20 protein-coding genes are annotated in these 24,147 nt (G+C 58.4%); 10 read left to right on the top strand and 10 right to left on the bottom strand.

What is annotated here, in order from left to right; all coding sequences use genetic code 11:
• Positions 1–74 precede the first annotated feature (74 nt).
• Together polA and IEX74_RS07915 are read left to right on the top strand one after the other, a co-directional pair.
• Positions 75–2,936, top strand: coding sequence for a DNA polymerase I (gene polA / locus IEX74_RS07920; protein ID WP_188812847.1), 2,862 nt, complete (start codon positions 75–77; stop codon positions 2,934–2,936).
• Positions 2,937–3,103: 167 nt separating this feature from the next.
• Positions 3,104–3,526, top strand: a complete 423-nt coding sequence (locus IEX74_RS07915) for a DoxX family protein (RefSeq protein WP_188812845.1) — start codon at positions 3,104–3,106, stop codon at positions 3,524–3,526.
• Here IEX74_RS07915 and IEX74_RS07910 read toward each other — a convergent pair.
• A complete protein-coding gene (locus IEX74_RS07910) occupies positions 3,497–3,979 on the bottom strand; it encodes a hypothetical protein (RefSeq protein ID WP_188812843.1) in 483 nt (160 codons plus the stop codon). The genes IEX74_RS07915 and IEX74_RS07910 overlap by 30 nt on opposite strands.
• 232 nt (positions 3,980–4,211) lie before the next feature.
• On the opposite strand from IEX74_RS07910, the gene IEX74_RS07905 reads away from it, so the two are divergent.
• Positions 4,212–5,249 carry a YpdA family putative bacillithiol disulfide reductase gene (locus tag IEX74_RS07905; protein ID WP_188812841.1) on the top strand — a complete coding sequence of 346 codons (1,038 nt, stop codon included), beginning with the start codon at positions 4,212–4,214 and terminating at the stop codon, positions 5,247–5,249.
• Between the two features lie 76 nt (positions 5,250–5,325).
• Here IEX74_RS07905 and IEX74_RS07900 read toward each other — a convergent pair whose 3' ends face one another.
• From IEX74_RS07900 to IEX74_RS07890, 3 genes are all read right to left on the bottom strand, one after another.
• The gene (locus IEX74_RS07900) at positions 5,326–6,705 is read right to left on the bottom strand and encodes an SGNH/GDSL hydrolase family protein (protein WP_188812839.1); all 1,380 of its coding nucleotides are present in this window, start codon (positions 6,703–6,705) and stop codon (positions 5,326–5,328) included.
• A 22-nt stretch (positions 6,706–6,727) separates the two neighbouring features.
• The gene (locus IEX74_RS07895; RefSeq protein WP_188812837.1) at positions 6,728–7,993 is read right to left on the bottom strand and encodes an OmpP1/FadL family transporter; all 1,266 of its coding nucleotides are present in this window, start codon (positions 7,991–7,993) and stop codon (positions 6,728–6,730) included.
• A 165-nt stretch (positions 7,994–8,158) separates the two neighbouring features.
• Positions 8,159–8,974 (bottom strand): cyanophycinase, encoded by an 816-nt coding sequence (locus IEX74_RS07890; RefSeq protein ID WP_188812835.1) that lies wholly within the window; start codon positions 8,972–8,974, stop codon positions 8,159–8,161.
• A gap of 359 nt (positions 8,975–9,333) precedes the next feature.
• Between IEX74_RS07890 and mgtE the strand changes: the two genes are divergently transcribed.
• Positions 9,334–10,716: a magnesium transporter gene (gene mgtE / locus IEX74_RS07885; protein WP_188812833.1), complete on the top strand. Its 1,383-nt coding sequence runs from the start codon at positions 9,334–9,336 to the stop codon at positions 10,714–10,716.
• Positions 10,717–10,874: 158 nt separating this feature from the next.
• Here mgtE and IEX74_RS07880 read toward each other — a convergent pair whose 3' ends face one another.
• Positions 10,875–11,426: a DUF4142 domain-containing protein gene (locus tag IEX74_RS07880; protein ID WP_188812831.1), complete on the bottom strand. Its 552-nt coding sequence runs from the start codon at positions 11,424–11,426 to the stop codon at positions 10,875–10,877.
• 274 nt (positions 11,427–11,700) lie between these two features.
• On the opposite strand from IEX74_RS07880, the gene IEX74_RS07875 reads away from it, so the two are divergent.
• Positions 11,701–12,414, top strand: coding sequence for a hypothetical protein (locus IEX74_RS07875; protein WP_188812829.1), 714 nt, complete (start codon positions 11,701–11,703; stop codon positions 12,412–12,414).
• A 113-nt stretch (positions 12,415–12,527) separates the two neighbouring features.
• Here IEX74_RS07875 and arfB read toward each other — a convergent pair whose 3' ends face one another.
• Entirely contained in the window at positions 12,528–12,923 is a 396-nt protein-coding gene (gene arfB / locus IEX74_RS07870) for an alternative ribosome rescue aminoacyl-tRNA hydrolase ArfB (RefSeq protein WP_188812827.1), read from the bottom strand.
• 241 nt (positions 12,924–13,164) lie between these two features.
• On the bottom strand, positions 13,165–13,590 hold the full coding sequence (locus IEX74_RS07865; protein ID WP_188812825.1) for a hypothetical protein: 426 nt from the start codon (positions 13,588–13,590) through the stop codon (positions 13,165–13,167).
• Positions 13,591–13,733: 143 nt separating this feature from the next.
• Here IEX74_RS07865 and IEX74_RS07860 point away from each other — a divergent pair, with 143 nt between their 5' ends.
• Positions 13,734–14,492, top strand: coding sequence for a head GIN domain-containing protein (locus tag IEX74_RS07860; RefSeq protein ID WP_188812823.1), 759 nt, complete (start codon positions 13,734–13,736; stop codon positions 14,490–14,492).
• Positions 14,493–14,559: 67 nt separating this feature from the next.
• Here IEX74_RS07860 and IEX74_RS07855 read toward each other — a convergent pair whose 3' ends face one another.
• On the bottom strand, positions 14,560–15,144 hold the full coding sequence (locus IEX74_RS07855; RefSeq protein ID WP_188812821.1) for a hypothetical protein: 585 nt from the start codon (positions 15,142–15,144) through the stop codon (positions 14,560–14,562).
• 157 nt (positions 15,145–15,301) lie between these two features.
• Between IEX74_RS07855 and IEX74_RS07850 the strand changes: the two genes are divergently transcribed.
• Positions 15,302–16,252, top strand: a complete 951-nt coding sequence (locus IEX74_RS07850) for a 3-oxoacyl-ACP synthase III family protein (RefSeq protein ID WP_188812819.1) — start codon at positions 15,302–15,304, stop codon at positions 16,250–16,252.
• A 337-nt stretch (positions 16,253–16,589) separates the two neighbouring features.
• On the opposite strand, the gene IEX74_RS07845 is transcribed toward IEX74_RS07850, so the two are convergent.
• Entirely contained in the window at positions 16,590–18,710 is a 2,121-nt protein-coding gene (locus IEX74_RS07845; protein ID WP_188812817.1) for a matrixin family metalloprotease, read from the bottom strand.
• Positions 18,711–18,857: 147 nt separating this feature from the next.
• Between IEX74_RS07845 and IEX74_RS07840 the strand changes: the two genes are divergently transcribed.
• Positions 18,858–19,541, top strand: coding sequence for a hypothetical protein (locus IEX74_RS07840; protein ID WP_188812815.1), 684 nt, complete (start codon positions 18,858–18,860; stop codon positions 19,539–19,541).
• Between the two features lie 11 nt (positions 19,542–19,552).
• Here IEX74_RS07840 and IEX74_RS07835 read toward each other — a convergent pair whose 3' ends face one another.
• A complete protein-coding gene (locus IEX74_RS07835) occupies positions 19,553–20,464 on the bottom strand; it encodes a DUF72 domain-containing protein (protein ID WP_188812813.1) in 912 nt (303 codons plus the stop codon).
• 346 nt (positions 20,465–20,810) lie between these two features.
• Here IEX74_RS07835 and IEX74_RS07830 point away from each other — a divergent pair, with 346 nt between their 5' ends.
• Positions 20,811–21,638: a septal ring lytic transglycosylase RlpA family protein gene (locus IEX74_RS07830; RefSeq protein WP_188812811.1), complete on the top strand. Its 828-nt coding sequence runs from the start codon at positions 20,811–20,813 to the stop codon at positions 21,636–21,638.
• Positions 21,639–21,831: 193 nt separating this feature from the next.
• Positions 21,832–24,090 carry a T9SS type B sorting domain-containing protein gene (locus tag IEX74_RS07825; RefSeq protein ID WP_188812809.1) on the top strand — a complete coding sequence of 753 codons (2,259 nt, stop codon included), beginning with the start codon at positions 21,832–21,834 and terminating at the stop codon, positions 24,088–24,090.
• Positions 24,091–24,147 lie beyond the last annotated feature (57 nt).

The raw sequence follows: 24,147 nt of genomic DNA, 5'->3' as shown, positions 1-24,147 counted from the left end.
ATTTTCTCTGCGCTCTTTTACCACACCATAGCCTATGCGTGCTGCGCGCTCATCTTCCGTACCTTCGTTCCCCTATGACCGATACTGCCCAACCCGCCAAAAAGCTCTTCCTCCTCGACGCCTTTGCCCTGATTTACCGCGCCCACTTTGCCTTCAGCAAGAACCCGCGCATCAACTCAAAGGGCATGAACACGGGCGCTGTGATGGGCTTCACCAACACGCTCGTGGAGGTGCTCCAGAAAGAAAAGCCCACCCACCTAGGTGTCGCTTTCGATGCCCAAAAAAAGACCTTCCGTCACGAATCCTTCGCCGAATACAAGGCCCAGCGCCAGGCCATGCCCGAGGATATCGGCACGGCTATACCTTATATTAAGCGCATTATTGAAGCGTTTCATATCCCGATTTTGCTCGTGGATGGCTTCGAGGCCGACGACGTGATTGGCACCCTGGCCCAGCGCGCCGAAGCCGAGGGCTTCGACGTGTTCATGATGACGCCCGACAAGGACTACTGTCAGCTCGTCACGGACAAGATCAAGATCTACCGGCCGGCTTTTATGGGCAACGCGGCTGAAGTACTTGATAAAGAGCACGTATTGCAGCGCTTTGAGATTGAGCGCGTGGAGCAGGTCATCGATATCCTAGGTCTGCAAGGCGACGCGGTGGATAACATTCCCGGCATTCCCGGCATCGGCGAGAAGACGGCTAAGACGCTGATTCAGAAGTACGGCTCGGTTGAAAACCTCATTGCCAACGTGGACGAGCTGAAAGGCAAGCAGCAGGAAAACGTGCGCAACTTCGCCGAGCAAGGCTTGCTGAGCAAGGAGCTGGCAACCATCCACGTCAACGTGCCCATCGAGTTTCACGAGGAAAATCTCACCGTGAGCAAGCCCGACGAGGAAACGCTGCGCAGCTTGTTCGACGAGCTGGAATTCCGGCAGCTCGCCGCCCGCGTGCTCAGCGGCGGTGCTCCTGCCGCACCCGCCACACCAGTTGGGCGCGGTGCCCGGCGCCCGAACGTACCCGCGCAAGGCTCCTTGTTCGACGCGCCCGATGCGGTGGCTATTGCTTCCGAGAATGGCGAAGAGCTAGGTCACGAAGGTGCGCCGGCCGGACCGCGCCGCACGCTGGCCGATGTGCCGCATCACTATCATTTGATCGATACGCCGGCACTGCGTAAGTCGTTGCTACAGCATTTGTTACAGCAAAAGGAAGTCAGCTTCGATACGGAAACGACCGGCCTAGACACCATGACCGCGCGACTAGTCGGCCTGAGTTTCTGCTGGCTGCCCGGCGAGGCCTACTACGTGCCCGTGCCGCACGACGACCCAGAAGCGGCGCAGGCGCTGGTAGATGAGTTCCGTCCTTTCCTGGAGAAGGAAGGCATCACGAAAGTCGGCCAGAACATCAAATACGACCTCACCATCCTAAAGCACTACAACGTGCGCGTGGCCGGGCCGCTGTTTGATACCATGCTCGCCCACTATCTCATCGAGCCCGACATGCGCCACAACATGGACGTGCTGGCCGAAACCTACCTGCACTACACGCCCGTTTCCATTCTGGAGCTGATTGGTCCGAAAGGCAAGAACCAGAAGACGATGGCCGACATTCCGCCGGCGGAAGTGTCGGACTATGCCTGCGAGGATGCCGACGTGACCTTGCAGCTCAAGCACGTTTTCGAACCTAGGTTGCAGGAGCTAGGTTTGCTGAAGCTGCTGAACGAAGTGGAAAACCCGCTGGTGCCGGTGCTGGCTGACGTGGAATACGAAGGTGTGCGCATCGACAGCACGGCCATGGGCGAGTACTCGGCGGAGCTGCAAGGCTACATCACGGAGCTGGAGCAGCAGATTTTCACGGCCGCCGGGCAGGAGTTCAACATTGGCTCGCCCAAGCAGCTCGGCGAGGTGCTGTTCGATAAGATGGGCCTAGGGGGCGGCAAAATCAAGAAAACCAAAACCGGCCAATACGCTACCGGTGAAGAAGTCCTGAGCGTGCTGGCCGCTGATAACCCGATTGCCGGGCTCATCCTGGAACACCGCCAGCTTACGAAGTTGCGCAGCACCTACGTGGAGGCCCTGCCCCAGCTGGTGTGCGTCGCCGATGGTCGGGTGCACACGTCGTTCAACCAGGCCGTGACGGCCACGGGCCGCCTGAGCAGCACTAACCCCAACCTCCAGAACATCCCGATCCGGACCGAGAAAGGCCGCGAGATCCGCAAAGCCTTCGTGCCGCGCGACGCCGACCACCTGCTCATCGCCGCCGACTACTCCCAGATTGAGCTGCGCATCATGGCCGACTTCTCCAAGGATGCCACGATGATCGAAGCCTTCCGCCAAGGCATCGACATTCACAGCAGCACCGCCAGCAAGGTCTTCCATGTACCTTTAGACCAAGTAGATAGCGAGATGCGCCGCAAAGCCAAAACCGTAAACTTCGGTATCATCTACGGTATTTCGGCGTTCGGACTGGCCCAGCGCCTGGGCATTTCGCGCAAAGAGGCGACTGACGTTATTGACGCTTATTTCCAGGAATTCTCGGCGGTGAAGAAGTTCATGGACGAGAGCATCAACAAAGCCCGCGAACTGGAATACGCCGAAACGCTGCTAGGTCGGCGCCGCTACCTGCGCGACATCAACTCGCGCAACGCCACGTTGCGCGGCTTCACGGAGCGCAACGCCATCAACGCGCCCATCCAGGGCACGGCCGCCGACATCATCAAGATTGCCATGATCCGCATCCATGATTGGCTGGAGCAGGAAAAGCTAGGTACCAAGATGATCCTGCAAGTGCACGACGAATTGGTGTTTGACGCGCCCAAAGAAGAAGTCGAGTACGTCATTCCGCGCATTCGCGAGCTGATGATCAACGCCTTACCGCTGAGCGTACCGATGGAAGTGGAAGCCGGCACCGGCACCAACTGGCTACAGGCGCACTAAGTGGCAGCTGGAGTGTAGCGCAAAAACCCGTTCTGCAACGCACAATGCTAGTTCCAACGTTTGGATACTCGCATTGTGCGTTGCAGAACGGGTTTTTGCGCTATTGCTTCAGGCATCCTCCCCACGCAAGGCTCGTATAGCATGGCTTAACCTACCTTCCAAAGGCCATGCTTCCTGAAAACCCGACCACGCCGTTACAAAATGCAGCCCGCGGGCTGCTGAGCACCTTTATGATTGTGGCCGGCGTCGGGCATCTTACGTTTGCCCGTCAGGAGTTTCAGGCGCAGGTGCCCGATTGGGTGCCGCTGGATAAGGATATGGTCGTGCTGCAATCGGGAGTGGTTGAAGTGGGTTTGGGACTAGCTTTGCTCCTGTGGAAGTCGCGCCGCGCTGAGATGGGCCTAGGTTTGGCCGCCTTCTACGCGCTGGTATTTCCCGGCAACCTCCACCAATACACCCACCACATTTCCGCATTTGGCCTCGACACCGATGCCAAACGGCTCGGCCGACTGTTCTTTCAGCCTGCGCTGATGGGCTGGGCACTGTGGTCGACGGGGGCGCTACAACGCCTCAAGCAAAATCAGGTGTGAATAGGAGCGCCCATTGATGGCGTAATCCGATTGCAGCTTTAGCTCGGTGTCGGTGAGCTTCAGAATCTCGTATGGCACCAAGCCAGGGGCTATGTACGGGTTCGTCACTAGCAGACGGTGCCGGTCGTCGCTGAAATACCATTTGCCCGTTTCTAGTTCTGCCTCAGTAGTTTGGCACTTCATAATACCCCGGTTCACAGCGAACTGGTCGGCGTCGAGGAACATCCAGTAGTCATCCTGCTGGCATTCCTGGTACTGCACAAAGTTGTCGGTAATGGTGTGGTTGCCGTCAGGCTGCGTTTCCATCAACTGGTCGGCTACTACGTGCCAGCGGCCGGAGGTCAGCAGGCGCGTGTACTCGGGCATCGGCTCAGAAACAGGATCTTTGTAGCAGGCGCTGAGCAGCGTGGTAAGGAGCAAAGCAAAACCTAGGTGTAAAGGTCGAAAGTTCATCCGTTCTTAGTTATTGATCTGGCAGTAGTTAGCCGTCACAAACATAGAATTGAGGAACCCTTCGGCGAATCACATGTAGATGTGAGCCCGCGCAAAAAGCCGCTTCCGAACCGGAAATGGCTTTGGAAGAAACAGCCTGGTGGTTACTAGGCTCCGAAGTAGCTATTTCCACAAACTTGTTGGAAGTTTCCGCAGTTAAGAGGGTAGTTCCTGTAAATGCTTTGCTGTCGTAATGAATCCTGATTCTTTTGATGTTGTTGTGGTCGGCGCCGGACCAGTTGGGCTGGCCTGCGCCCTAGAAGTGCAGCGGCGGGGCCTCACGGCCGTAGTCGTGGACAAAGGCGCACTGGTGAATTCTATCCTAGGCTATCCGACTAATATGGAGTTCTTCTCCACGCCGGAGCTGCTCGAAATCGGCGACCATCCGTTCCCGACGGCGCACTACAAGCCCCTGCGCGAAGACGGCATCGACTACTATCACCGCGTCGCCCGCGCCGAAAAGCTAAACCTGCGCCTTTACGAGCGGGTAACGGGCTTGGAGGGTGACCTAGGTCATTACGAAGTGATAACCGAGAAGGCGCGGATTGCCTGTCGCTACGTTGTTGTGGCTACGGGTTTTTACGACGTACCCAACTACCTGCACGTGCCCGGCGAGGAGCTACCCCACGTAAGTCATTACTACAAAGAGCCGTACGCCCACTCCCACCAGGATGTGGTGGTGGTCGGCGCCAAGAATTCCTCGGCCAAAGCGGCGTTGCAGCTCCTGCGTACCGGAGCCAGGGTCACGATGATCATTCGTGGGGAAGAAATCAGCCAGTCGGTGAAGTACTGGATTCGGCCCGACCTGCTCAACCGCATCAAGGAAGGCCGCATCAAAGCGTACTTTCACACTACTATTCAGCGCATTACGCCCGAAGCGGTGGAAGTCACGACACCGGAAGGGCCGCTTTCCATTCCGGCTTCCTACGTCTACGCTCTCACCGGCTACCATCCTGATTTTCAGTTCCTGGCCGACCTAGGTATCACCTGCCAGACGGACCTGGCCCAAACGCCCACCCACGACGCCAAAACCCTGGAAACCAACCGCGCCGGCGTGTATTTGGCCGGCACCGTATGCGGCGGCCTGAACACCAGCCGCTGGTTCATCGAAAATGGGCGTTACCACGCCCAGGTTATTGCCGCGCACCTGGCCGGTCAGCCCGCGCCGGAGCTGCCGGAAGTGTTGCAGCCCGTGCAGCTGACGGTAGAAACGCCCGCCGCGCACTCCTAACTAGTTGATTGATTAACGCAAAAAGCCCCCGCTGAACCTCAGCGGGGGCTTTTTTCATGAATGAAACCTAGGTCTGCTACGGGAACAGCACCGCCTGGTACTCGTCCGGATTCGCGAACGGAATCGACGACTTGTAGTTCTCGTTGATCACCCGGATGTACTCGTTGGCAATCACGGCGTAGCCGCGCGAGGTGAGATGTATCCCATCCAGCGAGAACAGGTTGCCGGAAATAAAGCTCGTGCTGTTTGCCGTGGCGTTGATGGCAATACCGTTCTTGGAAATGGTGGTGAAGAACGTATTCACATCAAACAGCGGCACGTTGTACTGGCGAGCCGTTTTGGCAATGATCTTATTCAGCTCCGTGGTACGGGTACGTACGGCAGCTAGCTCGTCGGCGTCGAGCACGTACTGGCTCGGCAGTGGGTTCGACTGCGTGGCAGAATAGCCCACGCCCACCGGTAGCGGCACCCCCGTGGTAGTGGTGCCAATAACGGAAGAGGCGGTCAGCGTCAGCAGGTCGTTGGACGTTGCCTCGCGCACCGTACCAGCACCCGTGCGAATGTAGAGGCTAGCCTGCGCCGCGTTAGGCAGCGCCGTATTGCCCTTGATGCCGGCAATAGCCGTCGCGACGGGCACGGCCGTGAAATACGGCACATCCGCCACGTTCGGGATGTTGGCAATAACGCCTTTCACGGTACCGTTTTTCGTGATGGTACGCACGATGGCGCGGTAGCCTTGGCCAAAGCGTGTAGTATCGGTGAGGCCGCTGAACGGATTGGTGGGCGACGCCACGCCTCCGGCAGTAGCGTACGTCAGTACGTCGTTGCTGCCCAGCCAGCACGTGAAAAAGCTAGGTGTGGCCCGCCCGATGTAGGTGAGGTAGTCGACGGTGGGTCGTTCGGCGGTGGTCAGTAAGCGGTTCAGGTAAGGATTCAGCAAGCCGTAAGGAGCCAGGCCACCCGTCAGCGCCGACACGCTCGACAGCACCGAAATACCCGGAATACCTAGGTTGTTTGGCTGCGCGCCGGTGTAGGCCACCAGCTGCCTTTCGCCGCTCAACAGGGATTGTCCGGTGTAAGCCAGCTGATACGTGCGAGTGTTGCCCGCCTGCCCCGGCGACAGCAAAATGGGCGAGCCGGTAGCCGTGAAGCCCTGAAAATTCAGGTAGCCCGAACCATCCTTCTGATTGTCAGCAAACAGCGGCTGCGCGAAAGTACCGCCACCAGCTTTTGCAAATTGCTTGGCCAGAATGCTGGGATACGAGTTCTGGATTCCTTCGTTGAAAAGGCCACCACTCTGATAACCAGCGGTAAGGGAGTTGCCAATGGCAACATAGTTGGAAAAATCCGCTGTGCCTTTGTCGGCCTGCGGGGCATCAAGATCGGGTTGGCAGCCGGTTAGTGCAAGCCCGAGCAGTCCGAGCGCCGCCGAGCTTCTTTTGAGTAACGTATTCATGAGGTGGGAAGAAGGCGGGTGGTTAGAAATTGTAGTTCAGGCCGATACCAGGAATAACAATCTTGGTTTTGAAGGTACCCGCGATGCGGTCGGTGGTGCCATTGGCGATCAACTCGTCCTGGGTCTGGCTGCGCTTTTGCAGGTCTTGGTACTGGGCCGAAATATCGACGCCGAAATGTTCCCCAAACTTATAGGAAGCACCTAGGGTCAGGCCGAGGCGGTTGGCGTCAGGCGTTTCGGGCGTCACAAAGCCATCTTTCACCGGCGAGAAGTCGTACGCACCGCCGGCGCGCACCGTCAGGCCGCTGGTGAGCTGGTACTGGCCGCCCAGGCGCAGCGTCACGGCATCTTTGTACTCACGGCGCGAGTTGCTCGTGGTAGCGCCACCTACCTGTCCGTCGAAGGTAAAGTTCAGCGCCTTGTATTTGCTCCAGAACACGTAGTTGGCATCCAACCCGATGGTTAGCTTCTCGGTGGGCATCACGCCGATACCTAGGCTTGCCGTGGCCGGCAGCGGCAGGGTGACATCGAAATGCTTGGCCGTGAAGCGCGTGCTGAGCGAAGCCGGAATATTGGAGAACGATACATCACCGTTGCTGCTCTTCACGTGCGCATCGATCTGCGAGCGGTAGCTGGCCCCGATGCTGAGCTTATCGGAAGGCTTGTAGTAGATGCCCGCGTTGTAGCCGATCTTGTTATCGGCCTTGCCATCCAACTCCACGTGACCCGTGTTACCCTGCTGATCCTGCACCGGCACGTCGCGCTGCAAGTTCACCGCGCCGTACGCCAGAATCACCAGCCCCGCCCCAATGCTGAGCTTATCCGTAATGGCGTAGCTGGCCGTGGGCTGGATGAAGATGGACTCCAACGTAATATCCGTCAGCGAGTAGCGCCCCTCCCAGCCATCCGCGTATTGCAGCTTGCTGCCGAAGGGCGTGTACACCGCAATGCCAGCCCGGAACTTGCCTTCCGCCGGCCCGAAGCCAGCGTAGAGGTTGAACGGCGTGACGGTGCTGTTGCGCAGTTCGCGCTGGGTGCCACCATATTCGGCGCGGAAGGCGGAGCGCGCCATCGTTGCATTGATGCCCACCTGCACGCCCCGCTCGCGCACCATTGCCAGGGCGCCAGGGTTGTAGAACATGGCTGCTTGGTCGAGGGAGAGACCAACACCCACGCCGCCCATACCATTGTTTTTCTGGCCGGCAAGCGTTACCTGGAAGCCACCCGCGGAAGCCGCCGTGCCCGTGAGCAGCGCGCTACCCGCCAGGAGTAGATATTTTAGATTCATAAAAAGAGTGAAAAGGGTGGATTTTTTCGCTGAGGTCTGTGAGCGAAATGTAAGAATAAAACCCAACTAATAGTAGGCGTGCCTACTACTTTTACACGATTATAAGGCACTGATAATGAAGACACTTCCTTTTAAAAAGCGCCTTTCTTCAACGTACTCGCATTTTTATTCTTTGTTCCGCACCTGGCGGCTGCGCAAATCCAGGTGCTGCCCGCTCACCAGCAAGTGTACGCGCAGGTCCTGCCCCGACACCGGCTCACCCCGGCCAATGCGACCTAGGTTGCTGTCTTTCAGATAACTGGCATCAACCACCATCACTACGCCGTCGCCGAACACTTCAGCCTCGTGCCCGTGCCGGATGATGATGCCCGTTTCCTGCCCCAAACCTAGCCCTAGTCGGGCCGGATGCTGCAACACGGCGTGCGCCAGGCGCCCAAAACGGCCGCGCTCGGCAAAGTGCTGATCGATATATAGATCCGAAATCAAACCCAGGCCGCTGGTGGTGCGCAGCCCGCCTTTGGTGAGCGAACGAGCACCGTGGCCTTCCACAATCATGCAGCCGGGCATCACGGCGGCCCCGGCACTGGTACCCGCTACAATAAAGTGCTCGTCCTGGCGGTAACGGTCGAGCAGAATGGCTTGGGCTTCGGTTTTATCCCAGAACTCGGTGATGCGCTCCTGGTCGCCGCCCGTAAAGAACACGAGCCCAGCACGTTTCAATCGTTCCAGGTGCGCCGGCGTGTCGGCAGGGTGGCGCTCATCGATGCGCAGGTGATGCACCTGCTCGCAACCTAGCTCTCCGAACGCATTGACGTAGGCCTTGCCCGACCTCCCTGGCTCAGGGGCGGCCGTCGTCACGATTTCGATGCGGGTGGTGGCTTGGTCGGGCACCATATCGGCCAGCAGGGCCAGCAATTCTTCATCATCGCCACCCCCAAGGGCAACAAGCGTTCCGCGCGCAGGAGTAGACGAGTGTGGCATAAGGAGCTAGTAGGGCTAGGTCAAAAGTACGGGGCGGCCTTTTGAATGATGCGTTTGGGAGAAGGAATTCCGGCTTATGAAGTCAACAGGCCGGTGCTCAGCACCTGTTTGGCTAACCAAACATCCGCTGAGCCAGGCACTTACCGCAGAACCGAGCTGCCGTTAAAAATGGCGCCAGCCCATATTCCTGGCCGGTTTTTGGCAAGAAGGCAACTAGATTTTCCGGTTGAGCTGTGCGCCGCCGAGTTTATTCAGAATTAATACTTCGGAATACCTGTTTCCCCACAGGGATGCCCTACTTTTGCGGGCCTTTTGTCCACTAATCTTCCTGCCTAGCGAGAAAAAATCTTTGCTTTTTCATGAATCAGCAACCGACTACCGAACACATTACGTCCCTGATTCAGGAGGGCGAGTTTTTTAAGCTCAAAGAGGTTCTGAAGGAGTTTGAACCTGCCGAGCTGGTAGCGCTGATCGAGGAAGAAGCTGAGCGTGAACAGCTCATTATTTTTCGCTTATTGCCGCTGCGGCTAGCTACTGAAGTATTTGAATACCTGAACCTGGATATTCAGAAACACTTCATTGCCAACCTTTCACAGGATAAAATCACCGACATCCTGAACGAGATGTCGCCCGACGACCGCACGGCACTGCTGGAGTTCCTGCCCGAGGACTTCGTAAAAGAAATTATTCAGACGCTCTCCGAACCGGAGCGCAAAGTAACGCTGGAGCTGCTGGGCTACCCCGAGTACAGCGTGGGCCGCCTGATGACGCCCGACTACATTGCCATTCGCGAAAACTGGACGGTGCAGCAGGTACTCGACTACATTCGGCGGCACGGCGGGCAGTCGGAAACGCTCAACGTGCTGTACGTGACCGATATGCGTGGCGTGCTGGTTGACGACCTAGGTATCCGCGACATTCTGCTGGCCGACCCGCAGACGCGCGTGAGTGAGCTGATGGACCGCCGCTATGTGTACCTGCAAACCATGCAGGACCAGGAAGAAGCCATTGAGGTATTCCGGCGCAACAACCGCGTGGCCCTGCCCGTGGTGGGCAGCGAAGGCGTACTTTTCGGCATCGTCACGATTGATGACATCCTGGATATTCGGGAAGAGGAAGACACCGAGGACATCCAAAAGCTAGGTGGCTCGGAAGCGCTGGACGAGCCTTACCTGACGATTTCCCTGCCCAAGATGATTCAGAAGCGGGCCGGCTGGCTCGTCGTTCTGTTTCTGGGCGAGATGCTGACGGCCACGGCCATGGGCTTTTTTGAGGGCGAAATCGAGAAGGCCGTGGTGCTGGCGTTGTTTGTGCCGCTTATTATTTCCAGCGGCGGTAATGCCGGCTCACAAGCTACCTCACTCATTATCAGAGCCATGTCGTTGGGCGAGTTGACGGTGGCCGAATGGTGGAAAGTGATGCGCCGTGAGCTGCTTTCGGGCCTGTCGTTGGGTGGCATCCTAGGTCTGGTCGGTTTTCTGCGCATTCTGGCTTGGCAACAAACCGGCTTTTACGACTACGGGCCGCACTGGCTGCTGGTGGGTTTCACAGTTGGTTTTTCGCTGGTCGGCATCGTGCTGTGGGGCTCCCTATCGGGCTCAATGCTGCCGCTATTTCTGAAAAAGCTAGGTTTCGACCCGGCTACTTCCTCCGCGCCGTTCGTAGCCACCCTGGTTGACGTGACCGGGTTGATTATCTACTTCTCGGTTGCTACTCTCTTCCTGAAAGGCACGCTGTTGTAGTAATATGTCATTCCGAGCAGCGCGAGGAATCTGAGGAATGCACCTAGGTAGATAAACTTAGATTCCTCGCGTTGCTCGGAATGACAAACGTAAGGGCACAAAAAAGCCGCTACCTCCCTGGGAAGTAGCGGCTTTTTTGTGCCCTTACACAATGGCAATTAGCTACCTAACATGCTGGATAGCTGTTGGGTAATTGCCAGGTGCTCTTTGATGCTGGTTGAGGCTAGCATTGCAATATGGCGGCCGTGTTTTTCCATCATGTTGCTGGCGCTGGGTGCTGCACTCGCCAGGTAGCCCGTAGTTAAAGCGTTGAGCTGCTGATGGGTTTGTACCTGTGCGGCAATGTAGGCTTTGTCGAAAGCGGCGCCTTTGGCAGCCTTGAGCTGGTCCATCATGGCTTGCGCCTTGGCATCCGGGGCGGGCGGCGTGGTACCTAGGTCCTTCAGAATACCCATCATGGCCGTTGTCTCGGCCAGCTCGAAGCCGGCAAACTGCTTGGCGTACTTATTCGTGGCCTGCGTGGTAGCCAGTTGGCTGCTCGTCATCGACATTTGGGCCAGCGGTGCAATAGCCGCCCGAAACTGTGCTTCGGTGGTGATGCTGCCTGCTCCCTGCACGAGCAAACCGTTCTCCTCCTCTTTGAAGGTAAACGACTGGAGCAGCGAGGCAAGCGCCGACATTCCGACGCCGAGCGCCAAGGTCCCTTTCACAGAGTTTGTCAGGAAATTCCGACGCGGAGTAGATTCATTCAAGTGATTCATATGCATGTTTTTTACAAAGGTTAGCTTCCGCCGCTTTCCGGCGAAAGTGGAATATTTCTAAACGATATGCTTATAACGACAACATTATGAGAAGGTTGATCAACAAATGTGTAATGTATTGTCCTAACTCAACAGTAAACCTAGGTTCCGGAGCAGTGATTTATAATGCGTTTGTCCACCAAATCAGCAGGTGAACAGTACTTTGGTGCTTTCAACGAATTGTATGCGTATCAGCCTCTGGGTAAATAGAATAGCGCTCTTGCTGGGCAGCAGTTGGGGACTCACGAGTTGCGCGGTGCTGGGCAATGTCACGCAGCTGAACGACGGCTGGTACGAGGTGATGCACCTAGGTGGCAACGACACGCTGGCCACTCGCCTGGAAAATCAGCGCGTGTACGTGCAGCAGCAAGCCGATTCGCTTGTGTTCACGCCTTATTCGACGCAGCCGAAGCCCGACCTGATTCGCTACGCGCTGCAACCCAACCACCATGTGCTGCTGCTCGACCATCGCCTCGACCTCGACGTGTTTACGATTCCGGTGAAGGTGCGCGCGGCGCGGGCCGGCGTGCCGGTGCAGCTCAACAGCAACTTCAACGCGGCGCTGTACCTGGGTCGGCGCCTCAACTTCTATTACCTGAGCCGGCAAAGCATCACGCCCTGGCAGCAAGCCCCGCGCATTCGGGCGACGGGCCTGGGCTACGGCGCTTTCTTCGGGCTAGGCTCCACGACCATCACTGGGGACGTAACTCGGCAACAGCCTGGCCCTGAGTACGAAGGTCTGGTACTGCACGCCGGCGTTGCCACGCTCTACGATGCGCGCATCTTCAACGTGGGTCTGGCCGCCGGCCTCGACCATCTCATCGGCCCCGACCGCCCCTACTGGATTTATCAGCACCGGCCGTGGCTAGGCCTGCTGTTCAGCCTGGATCTGAACTAGTGTAGCTGTAGCGCGAAGCCTGCGTTTTGCGTCTCGTTGAACGACTGGCACCTAGGTTGTCGTGCGAGCTTCATCGTTCTGTAATACGCGAGGCGCAGGCTTCGCGCTACACCCTAGAAATCCAGTCGCCGATTGGCTTTCTTCTCACTATGCTTTTTCTTGGCTTGCAGCCGCTCGCGCACGGCGCCGGCGCTGGGGCGGGTAGCCCGGCGGGCTTTGGGTTTGTGCAACGCCCGCTTTAGCAAGTCGTGCAGCTTGCGAATGGCCGTTTCCTTGTTGCGTAGTTGGCTACGGTCTTCCTGTGCCGTTACAATTAGATAGCCATCGGTGGTGAGCTGCTTACCTAGCTTACTCAGAATGAGGCCTTTCTGCTCATCCGTCAGCAGCTGAGACGACGCGACGTGAAACCGCACCTCCACCTTGGACTCAACCTTATTTACGTTCTGCCCGCCCGGCCCGCTGCTGCGCGCCGTCTGAAACTGAAGCTCAGGCGTAAGATCGTTTATCATTTAACAATTAACAATTAACAGTTACCAACTGCAATACTTGCTTATTTCACCTAGGTTGGTATTACCAAGGTAAATGTTACGGCATCGGTCGAAGCGTTGGGTAGTAGAAACGCGCCACGGCGCGTTCTCGTCCCAGCGACGTGCCCACAGGAGGTACTAAGCGGATCGAGCGTCAACGGTCACACGACGAACGCGCCGTAGCGCGTTCCTACCCCGCTTCGACCGCCGCCAATGATAACTGTTAACTAATAACTGACAACAGCAGGAGCATGCGTGCGGTCCAGGCTAGGGTGCGAAACCAGTTGGTACGGGTCAGGCCGTCGATGGTGATGTAGTTGAAGCCACTCGCTTTCAAGCGGTTGTGAAAAGGCACCGAGATAAAGAACGTGACGGCCCAGATGAGCACTACCAACGCTAGGCTCCACCATACCACGCTGCCCAGCGTGCGCCCCACCAACACCAACGCCCCGGCCAGCAGAAGCTCCGCCACCATGGGCACCATCACGACCCAGCCCATGCGCGCCATGTGTGCTTTGTGATACGCATCAAAGGCTTGCGGTGGCACCAAGGCAAAAGCAGGGTAGTGCACCAGTTGCACCGTCCAGATGACGCCCGTGAGATATGTAGCAAAGGCAAAATTCAGGAGGAGCAGTAGTTGAAGCGACATAAAGCACACTAATCTTTCATCTGACTACGATTAAAGCAGCTAAATGATAATTGTTAGCTGATAAATGACAACCCAGGCAACGGTTGCAACCTAGGCTGCATCTTAGGGGCAATGTCGTACATCTAACTGTTTACTTCCTGATTATGAAAACACTAAGACTTCTCCTTTTAGCCGTATTGCCAGCCCTGCTGATCCTGCCCTCTTTCCGGTCTGCTCGGTTGGCTTCGCGCGAAGTTCGGCAGGTAGCCACTTTCACCCAGGTTAATCTGGCGGGTTCCCCTAAGGTAGTGTTGCGTCAAGGAAGCCCGCAGAAAGTGGAGCTAGAAGGCGAGCCGGCCGACCTAGTCCGCCTTGAAACCACCGTGAGCAATGGTAAGCTGCGTATTGGCATCAAAAACAACTCGGGCAAGAGCAGCAGTGACTACGATGGCGGTTTGCTCGACAAAATGATGGGCAGCACCAACGTCCATCTGGGCTCAATAACCGTTTACGTCACCGTGCCGGAAATTAACGCTCTCAGTGTGAGCGGCTCGGGCAGTATCAGAGCGGCCGAAGCTATTAAGACCGGCAACCTCGACCTAGCAGTGAGCGGCTCGGGGCACCTCGATCTGTCGCAGCTACACGGCGCTGCCGTGACTTCGGCCGTATCTGGGTCAGGCTCTATTGCGGTGGTCGGTACCGCGGCGCGGCATGACATCAGGATTAGTGGCTCCGGCCGCGTACAGTCGGCCAATCTGCGCGTGGAAGCCAGCAAAGTCACGATCAGCGGCTCGGGCAATTGCCGCGTGAATGCCAGCAAAACGCTTGAGGCGCGTATTGCTGGCTCGGGCAACATCTACGTTACCGGTAATCCGCAGATCACCAGCTCCATTGCTGGCAGCGGCCACGTACATCGGAGCTAGGTTTCTGCTCTTACAAATTCACTTATCGGCGCCTCACTTAGTTATTTTAAGTGAGGCGTTGTTGCATCTAGAAGTCGAATAGCCCGCGGCGCGTAGAGTTCTTCTCTTTCTCTTTGCGCTTATTTTTCTTCTTGTTGTCATCATCGCCGAAAACCCGGTCGAACAGGCCGGTATTTTTCTCTTTGATGAAGACGTAGCGCAGGGAAAAGGCCGTGGGCACGCGAAACCAATCTTCATGATTGCTGATTTCCACGCTCGGCTTCACATCCAGGGCCAGCACGATGGGGAAAAATGCGACTTTGTATTCCAGACCTAGGATGCCGTCGATGCCGCCGAAACCGCCGTGGTTTTTCTGCGTGCCTAGGTGGCCGCCGCCGCCTGCGTAGTAGTTGAGGCTGCGCCCCAATAGCCCGAAATGGTGCTCGGCCAGCAACGTGGCGCTCACCTCCCGGTTGCGAATAATGCCGATACCTTCCAGGGTTCCTTTCGGCCTGATGCGCTGCTGCACCGTGATGCCGAAGTTTTCTTTGCCTAGCCGAAGTCCGGCCGCCGTGATGTACTTCTGGGCCGTTGCAACGTGAGAACCTAAGCTCAGCCCACCCACCAGGGTTACTTGTACTACAAACCGAAAAGAAGCAAACTGAAACATCATAATCTTGTTGCCAGCGAAACGAACTCAGCCATACGGGCTGCGTTTCAACGTAAAATGCCCGTGCAAAGTACGGCCTGTACTACGATATTGCGGCTTTTGCGGTAGCAACGATGTACCTTGCAGCCGCTTTTTTTCGCTGATTCATTTTTTCCTCTCTGTGTATATCCACCAAGTGGCGGCTTATTTGCCCTCCGCCGTCGTTACCAACGAACATTTTACCCGGCTCAACGGCCTCTCCCACGAGTGGATTATTGAGCGCACTGGTATTCGGGAACGCCGCAAGGCAGCCGTTGGAGAAAACACGAACACCATGGCCATTGAGGCCACCAACCGGGTGCTGGCGGCTTCCCCGGAAATCCCGGCTTCCAGCATCGACCTGATTGTGGGTGGCACCTACACGCCCCACGACACTATTTTCACGATGGCCCACGCCGTGCAGCACGCCATTGGCGTCACCGATATTCCGGTGGTGAGCATCTCGTCGGCGTGCTCGTCGCTGCTCAATGCCATTGAGATTGTGGAAGGCTACTTTGCCCTGGGCAAAGCCAGCCGGGCGCTGGTGGTAGTGTCGGAGCACAACACGGCCTACAACAACGAGGACGATACCGTGGCCGGTCACCTGTGGGGCGATGGTGCCGCCGCGCTGATTATCACCAAAGAGCGCCTCGCTCCCACCGATTTGCGCATGCGCGACCTGATTACGGGCGGCGCAGCACCGGTAGGCAAAGCGAGCATAGCCGTCACGCTGAAGCCCGTGGAGCGCGGCATCGTGATGCCATTCGGCAAAGACGTATTCATTCATGCCTGCCAGTACATGGCCCGCGTGACCAGGGATATTCTGGAGCGCAATCAACTGGAGGTGTCTGATGTGAGCTACCTCATTCCGCACCAGGCGAACCTGCGCATCACCAAGAACGTGCTTCAGCAGCTAGGCTTGCCGGAAGAGCGGGCCGTGTCCAACATCGACTTTCTGGGCAATACGGGTTGCGCGGGAGCCGCTATCGGCCTGGCCGATACCTGGAACCAGCTTCAGGCCGGCGACCATGTCGTGATTACAGTGTTTGGCGGCGGCTACTCCTACGGGGCCATGCTGCTGGATCGGGAATAAGCTTCTTCTACACGAACCCTAGGTTTTAAAGCAAAAGCGACGCGTCCTCCGCGTCGCTTTTGCTTTGTCGCAGATTTGTATTCCAAGTGCATGTATCGTGGGTTTTATAACCCAGCCGAGCCGGGCCCCAGCGGGGCGCAACATAGGAAGAAGATAGGCGGTAAAAACGACCGGGCGTTGGAACCCAGGTACTGCCCCGCTGGGGCTCAGGTATATTTCACGGTCGTGGTTTTTACCAACCTATCGCCTCACTGGAGCTAGGTTCGTCTACTTCGGATCTTGAACTGAGTTACCAAATATGCGCTCTAAGTGCAGGTGAACTCACTTTACTCTTTGTTTACTGGTTCAGCTTCAACACGCGGGAGGTGCCGCTGCGGCCACTTGCATCGCGCCAACGCACCAGATACAGCCCCGCGCGCAGATTCTCGATTTGGAGCGCGAGCTGGTTCAGTCCAACGCCGTACTTGACGCCGTACCCAGCGTAATAACGGCCCAGCACATCATAAAAGAACAGCGAAAGACTACCCGACGCCGTGCCCGTGTAGAGCAGGCGCAGCGTGCCATCTACCACGGGGTTGGGAAAAAGCTGTAGATCGGTAGCGGCCAGAATATCGTCCGTCACGCCGACGGGGGGTGCGTTGTCGAGGCTGCCATCGGGGCGGCGCAGGCGCAGGCGGTAGTAGCTCACGCCCGTCAGCGGTTGTGCATCAACGTAGCTATAGGCGTTGCTGGTAGCGCCTGCCGGCAGCGTAGCGAGGGTTTGCCAAGCGGTAGTATCAGCAGCGCGTTGGACCTCAAAGGCCTGACTGGTATTCAGGAAGCATTCGTCGCGGGTAGTCCACGTCACCTGTACGCCGGTCGCGCCGAGCGTTCTGGCAGCCACGGTAGTGAGCGGCGCTGGCAACATCGGCACCGGATTGCAGACAGGCGCCACGAAGCTGCGCGTGCGCAGCACCAAACGCCCGCCGGCCACGTCGCTGGTGGCGTTGATTGTGCGGCTGTTTGCGCCATTGCTAATGGCGTAGTGCATCACCGCGGAAGGCAGAATGAGGTGTGCGAGCTGCTGGGCATGACCTAACTCGTGCACGGCCACCGACTCAAAATCGTATTGGGCCAGTGTAGCCCGCGCCGGACCGAACTGCCAGCTGCGCGCATCATCAAACTGCGTATCAATCTCGTCTACCCAAAACACGACCGCACCATTGGCAGAGCGGCAGCCGGTGTAGTAGCTGGTGGTGCGGCCCAGCACCTTGGCTGGCAGCTCGGCCCCATTGTCGAAGCCAACCGAGTTTTCGTCGTCGTTGGCAATGCCGGTTTTGGTGCGCGTGGCGCCTACCTGCCAGTTCACGCCCGTCTGGCAGCGCCAGGTGGCGAGGGCGCGCTGCCAGGCGCTGTTAGCGGCGGTGTTGGCGGCAAAGCTGGCATCAAACCGGAACGTGTAGCCGCCCGCTTCGTTTTGGTTGATGTGGCCTGGCCGGTACAGCAGCTTATCCTGGTCGGCCTGCACGTTGGTGAGGGCATACACAATCGTGATGGCCGTGGCACTCGTCGTCTGAGTGGCGTCACTGGTAGTGACACGCACCACACCCGTGCCCGCCGGGCTGCCCGTGGTACCATACGACGGCGCCACCACCCGGATTTGGGTATCCGTCCAGCTCACGTAATCGGTATCCAGGGGCCGGATGTAAGTATCCCCGCCGTCATCGGCATTCTTAAATTCTACGTAGCCCGTGCCGCGGGTATTTCCGAAGCCCGAGCCGCTGATCGTCAGCACAGCGCCGGTACCGGCCGTGAGGCTACGCGGGCTGAGGCTGCTGATAGCGGGTGACGCGGTGCCGCGGTTAGCCATGACTTCGGAACGGCGGGCCAGCGCCGCACCTAGGTTGGCATTGGGCTGTACTTCCCGCAGCGCCTGCCCGGTAACGGCGCTTTGCCCGGCGTAGAAGTCAGGTCCGATAAGCGGATACTGGCGAAACGGCTCGGCGGCCGTGCCCGTCGTCAGGTCGTAGCGGATGAAGCCCTGCTCACTGGCATACGCTGTCCAGGCGGTTCCCACGGCTTCGGTGCCCGCAAAAGGTGCCGCATACAGAAACAGAATGCCCTGGTCGCCGGGCGTTAGGCGGAGCGTATTGGTGCTCTGCTCCCGGTCGAAATCCACGGTGCCGCCTTCGGTGAGAACGGTCAACTCGGCGGGCGCTTCACCTTTGAACGATTTGTAGACCCGCACCCGATGGGCGGTGTAGATGCGCTGGTGCCCACTATCCCAGAAGCCGCGCGCATCGAGCACTTCGGCTTCCACGACCAGGCTGGCTTGCTGGGCCCGCTCGGTGGGGTCGAGCGGAAGCATTCCGCACCGAAGTTCCACGGGGCCGACGGGCGCCTGACCTAGGCTGACATGACTGATAATGAGCGCTAAAGAAAGACCTAAGCTCAGCCGGAGAGCAGTAAAAATCTTCATACAAAGGTGGCGGGCGAAAGAAGAGGTAACAAGGTACGACGTTTGAGAAGGAGAGGACTGGCTTGCTGCTTACGTTTTCCAGCGTATCGCAGCGGTTATTCACCAGCCTTATTTAGCTCGATTTCTCTTCTAACTATAACTTCTTATATGAAATTGTATTTATCGGGCGCGGCGCTGCTCGCGGTGCTTACCCGAGCGCTGCCCAGTCAGGCGCAAACGGCACCAGCCGAAGTTGCCGCTGCCCCGATTATGGACCCGCCAACTTCGCACCGGGCGCTGGTCAAGCTAGGTTTGGGGCTGGATCGGGGCCTCGCGTACAACGGCTATTCCGGCCTGATTGTGCCGGTAACCCTAGGTGTTGAGCGGCCCCTGACCAGCGCATTTTCGTTCTACGGTAATTTTACCGCCGCTTTCCGGCTTGTCCGAACGATACGGTACTGCTATCCGCAACCAGCCCCGCTTATTCGCCGAAGCATTATCGCCGTGGGTGGCCGCTACTACTACAACCAAGCCAGCCGAATAAGGCATGGTCACGGAACAGGCTCTTTTAGTGGCAATTACCTGACCCTACAAGCCAGCACCGACGTCAACCCAATCTTCCGCTACGCCTCGCTCGAACGCTACATCTACTACGACTTCTCGGCTCTTTCCGCGCTCTGGGGAATGCAGCGCCCGTTAGGCAGCTTGTTTGTTTATGACCTTAACGCAGGCGTGGGGCTGGCCAATAATGGACGGTTCCTTACGTATGATACGCGTACCAGCTCCTATTATCTCGACCGGCGGCTGGCGTTACTACCGGAGCTAAGCCTGCGCCTGAGCGTCATACGATAAACCTAGGTTGCTCAAAACAAGCTACCCTGCACCGGCTGCGGAATGATGCGCGGCGGGGTGATACCTAGGCCAGTCAGAGCGTTGAGCTTGGCTAGAAAGTACTGCGTCCAGACGGGCGAGTGCATGATATCTTTCTGGTGCACAAAGAAATAAGCCGTTTGCAGGCCGGCACCTAGCCACACGGCGAGGCGCTCGGCCCAGGCATCGGCGCGGGCGTAGTCGCTCGGGATAAGGCCGTGGCCGTTGAAGCGAATAAAGGCCACGGGCGTGGTCAGGCGCATGTGCAGCACGTCGCGGCGGCCGGCGACATCTGTGATTACCAATGTTTTACCCAGCGCTTCCAGCATCGCCGACACCGATTCGCGCAGACCCGCGTCTGCAAACCACGCCGGGTGGCGCAGCTCGACAGCCAGCGGCACGTAGTCGGGGAAGTCGAGCAGGTAGCGCTCCAAGCGGGGCAGATTTTCGGGGCCGAACATAGGCGGCAGCTGCAGAAACGCCCAGCCGAGCCGGTCGTCCAAACCGCTGATAGACCGGCAGAACGTGGTGGTTAGGTCGTCGGCATTGTACAGCTCCCGCTCGTGGCTGATACTTTGCGGCAGCTTGGGGCAAAACTGAAAGCCAGCGGGCACCGCATCGCGCCACTTGCGCACGGTGGGCGCGTCGGGGATGCGGTAGTGCGTCGTGTTCAGTTCGATGCTGTTGAACTGCCGGGCGTAGTGGTGCAGGTAATCGGCATCCTTGATACCGGCCGGAAAATAAGAGCCGAGCCACGCCTTGTTCGTCCAGATCGGGCACCCCACGAACACCCTAGGTTGGGGCGTTGCGGCGTGGGCACGGGCCAGTACGGCGGCCGTTTCGGGGTGGTCGGTGGGGAGGCGAAAGTCAACGTAACGCAGGTCGGAGAGGCGGCCAAAATCCATAAAGCAAAGTACGGCAAAAAGCATCTGGCACATTGCTATTACTCCATAGCAAATTTCCGGGACTTTTGCAACCCGGTTTTGGACTATAGTCTGGGAACAATGCCAAAATTTTTTCAGCGACGGATAGTGTCATTTAAATTAGTTCCCGCTACCTCCTTCCATAGTGCAAAATCGTGCTTAACTAAACACAATCGGCTATTTTACTTGGATTGAGCAAATAACTTAAATGCAAATTTTCTTTAAAAAGGATAATTGGCATGGTTTGGGCGCGGGCCCAGAAGCGGCGCTGGGAGGATGGGTTTGAGAAGCACACCTAGTTTTGTCGTGTTCACCAATTGATTACAGAATGACGTTGCGTATTCGACTGCACTCTTTCGGCTTGTTACTGGCTTTTTCTTTTTTCCTGCTCATTCTTGGTTTGCAAGTAGCTTCGGCTGCGGCGGGGGAAGATGAAACAACCGGCACTGCCAAGGCAGCCGTTATCCGTGGTCGTGCCTCGTGGTACGGCCGCGAACACCAAGGCCAGGCTACTAGTAGTGGCGAGCGGTTTAACCGATTTAAATACACCTGTGCCCACCGCAGCCTGCCCTTCGGCACCCGCTTGCGCGTGACAAACCCTGATAATGGCAAATCCGTGGTGGTGCGCGTCACCGACCGTGGCCCCTTCCGTCACCAGCGCGTGCTCGACCTCTCGGAGGTAGCAGCCCGCCCGCTTTCTATCGTACAGCACGGCGCCGTTGACGTCATCGCCGAAATAGTTTCGAACGAGACGCCCCTAGGTCCGACGGACGCTCCCGCTGATCTGGCCGACCTGCTCTCGGCCGACACGACCACTACACTTGCGGCCGCTCCGGTGGTCGTGGCGGTACCCGCTGCCGCGGCTACGGTGGCTACCAAGCTAGCTTTCGTGGTGCAGGCCGGCACGTTTTCCAGCGTGAACAATGCGCAGGCGCAGCTAGCCAAGATCCAGAAGATGGACGCGCTGCTGCCTGCCACCGTCGAGGTGGAAACCGCCAGCGGCAAAGAGCTGAACCGCGTGCTGATAGGGCAGTTTGACTCCTGGAGCAGCGCCGAGAAGGTCCGTCGCCAGCTCAAGCAGCGCGGCATCAACGGGCTGGTACGGCGCGTAGCGCCGGCTTCGGGCGGCTCGCCCGAGCAGGTAGCAGTTAAGTAGCTATCAGCAGCTTACCTTGTGCGGCGCCCCGACCTTGCGGTCGGGGCGCCGTTGTTTTTACCACCCATTACCAGCCTTCGGCCGTAAAATTCGTTTGTCATTCCGAGCTTCGCGAAGAATAGGGAAGCGCTGCACCGAACACGATATGCTTAGAGGTTTTGCGGGGTCTGGTATGGCAGGCAGGTTTTGCTGGATGGCTAAACGCTTCGGAAAGCTAGCTTTTCTGCTGCTTGCGCTGGGGTTAGCGCTACCGGCTCACGCGCAGCTGCAGGCGGCGCGCTGGTACTTCGGCGACCGGGCCGGACTGGATTTTCGCGGCGGCGCGCCCGTGGCGGTGAATGACGGCGCGCTGTACGCGCAGATTGGCTGTAGCAGTCAGGCCGACTCCTTGGGCAACCTGCTGTTCTACACCAACGGCGAAACCATCTGGAACCGCCAGCACCAACCGATGGTGAACGGCACCGGCTTGCCCGGCAACAGGTTGAATACGATTCAGCTAACCGTTCGGCAGCCCGGCAGCCAGACGTTGTTCTATGTTTTTACCACCACCGGACAAGACGCGACGCTTGGCCTCTACTACTCGGTGGTGGACCTGGGTAAGCACGGCGGCCTGGGCGCGGTGGTGCAGAGCGAAGCGCTACGCTCGTCGGGCGCGGCGGTGCAGCTCGTGGCGGTGCCGCACCGCAACCAGCGCGACGCCTGGCTTATCGTCCGTGACCAGAACGCGGACCAGTTCTTCGCTTACCTGCTCACTTCCGCCGGGCTTAACGCAACGCCGGTCATCAGTCCTGATGGTTTTCGCCACAATACGGCTTTCGCGGAAGGCTTCGGGCAGCTAAAAGCCTCGCCCGATGGCCGACACCTGGCTTCGGCGGCTTTCAACGCAGTTGGTTATTCGGGGGGCTTGCTGGAGCTGCTGGATTTTGATGCCGCTACTGGCCGCATCGTCAACCCCGTGGTTCTGCCTTCGCTGAGCAACAGTGCCCGCTTGGGCGTGGAGTTTTCGCCCGACGGCACGAAGGTGTATACTGCCGAGCCGGCTTCGGGCGCCATCTACCAATACGACCTAGGGGCGCCGAATGTAGCCGCCTCGGTTACGGCCTTGCCCACGCCGCCCGGCACCGGCGCCACCCGGCGCGGCGCGGCATTGCAGCTAGGTCCGGATGGGCGGATTTATGTGACGCTGGAAGGCGAGGCACGCCTGGGAGTTATTCCGGAACCCAACCAAAAAGCCCCTGCCTGCGGCTACTCCGACGAGGGCGTGGCGCTCACGGGCCGCAGCACCGCCGCCCTACCGACGTTTCTGCAACGCGACCTGTGGCGCTTCGGCGTGCGCGGCACCTGCCAGGGCGAGGCGCTGGCGTTTGATTTCCCGACTAGCTACGGCGTCGATTCCGTGCGCTGGGATTTTGGCGACCTAGGTAGCGGCCCCGGTAACCACTCCACCCAACTGTCGCCAACGCACACCTACGCCGCTCCCGGCCAGTATGCCGTGACACTCACGCTGTTGTTTGGCAAAAACCACCGGCAGGTGCTGCGCCAAACCGTGGACGTGCGCCCACGCCCCACAGCGAACCTAGGTCGCGACACGACGCTGTGTGCTGGCACTGCCCTCCGCCTGAATATCGCGCAGCCTGGCGCTACGTACCGCTGGCAGAACGGCAGCACCGCGCCGAGTTTCACAGTCACGACAGCGGGCACGTATTGGGTGGACATGACCAACAGCGGCGGCTGCATCACCCGCGACTCGCTGCGCGTCAGCGTGGCCGCGCTGCCGCAGGTAAAGCTAGGTCCGGATACGGTGCTGTGCGCCGGGGAGCGTCTGGTGCTTCGCTCGCGGCTCGTAGTGCCGGGCAGCCGCTACCGTTGGTCGGATGGCTCGATACAGGAAACGCTGACGGTGACACAGCCGGGCACGTATTGGCTGGAAGCCATTAGCACCGCCGGCTGCGGCAGCCAGCGCGATTCGATCAACGTTGCGTACCTGACGCCATCAGCGCTCAACCTAGGTCCGGATACAGCGGTTTGTCAGCAAACGCCGTTGGTGCTGAACGCCACGCTGCCCGGCGACGTGCGCTACCGCTGGTCGGATGGCTCGACCGCGCCCACACTCACCCCGACGCGCTCCGGCACGTACGCCGTGACGGTTTATACGCCCCGGTGCAGCGTTTCTGATACCATTCGGGTGCGCCTCTACGATTGCCGCGAGCAGTTGTTTGTGCCCAACATCATCACCCCAAACGGCGACGGCCTGAATGATCGGCTGGAAATTGTGGGACTGGGTGCGGCCTCGGAGCTGACCGTTTATAACCGTTGGGGCCGGCAAGTGTACCACGCGCAGCCGTATCACCAGGATTGGGATGCGGCGGGGCTGGCGGCGGGCGTTTACTACTACCAGTTAGTAGAACCCGGTGGCCGGCGTATGCGCGGCTACGTGCAGGTGGTGCGGTAACCTATTGCGCCGCAAGCCTGGCCTCACACCGCCTTCTTGTTTATTAACTTCCAGGTT

The sequence above is a fragment of the Hymenobacter cavernae genome, from assembly GCF_014641455.1.
GTDB classification, from domain to species: domain Bacteria; phylum Bacteroidota; class Bacteroidia; order Cytophagales; family Hymenobacteraceae; genus Hymenobacter; species Hymenobacter cavernae.
Note: the sequence above shows the minus strand (reverse complement) of the source record. Positions and strands in the feature narration are given on the sequence as shown.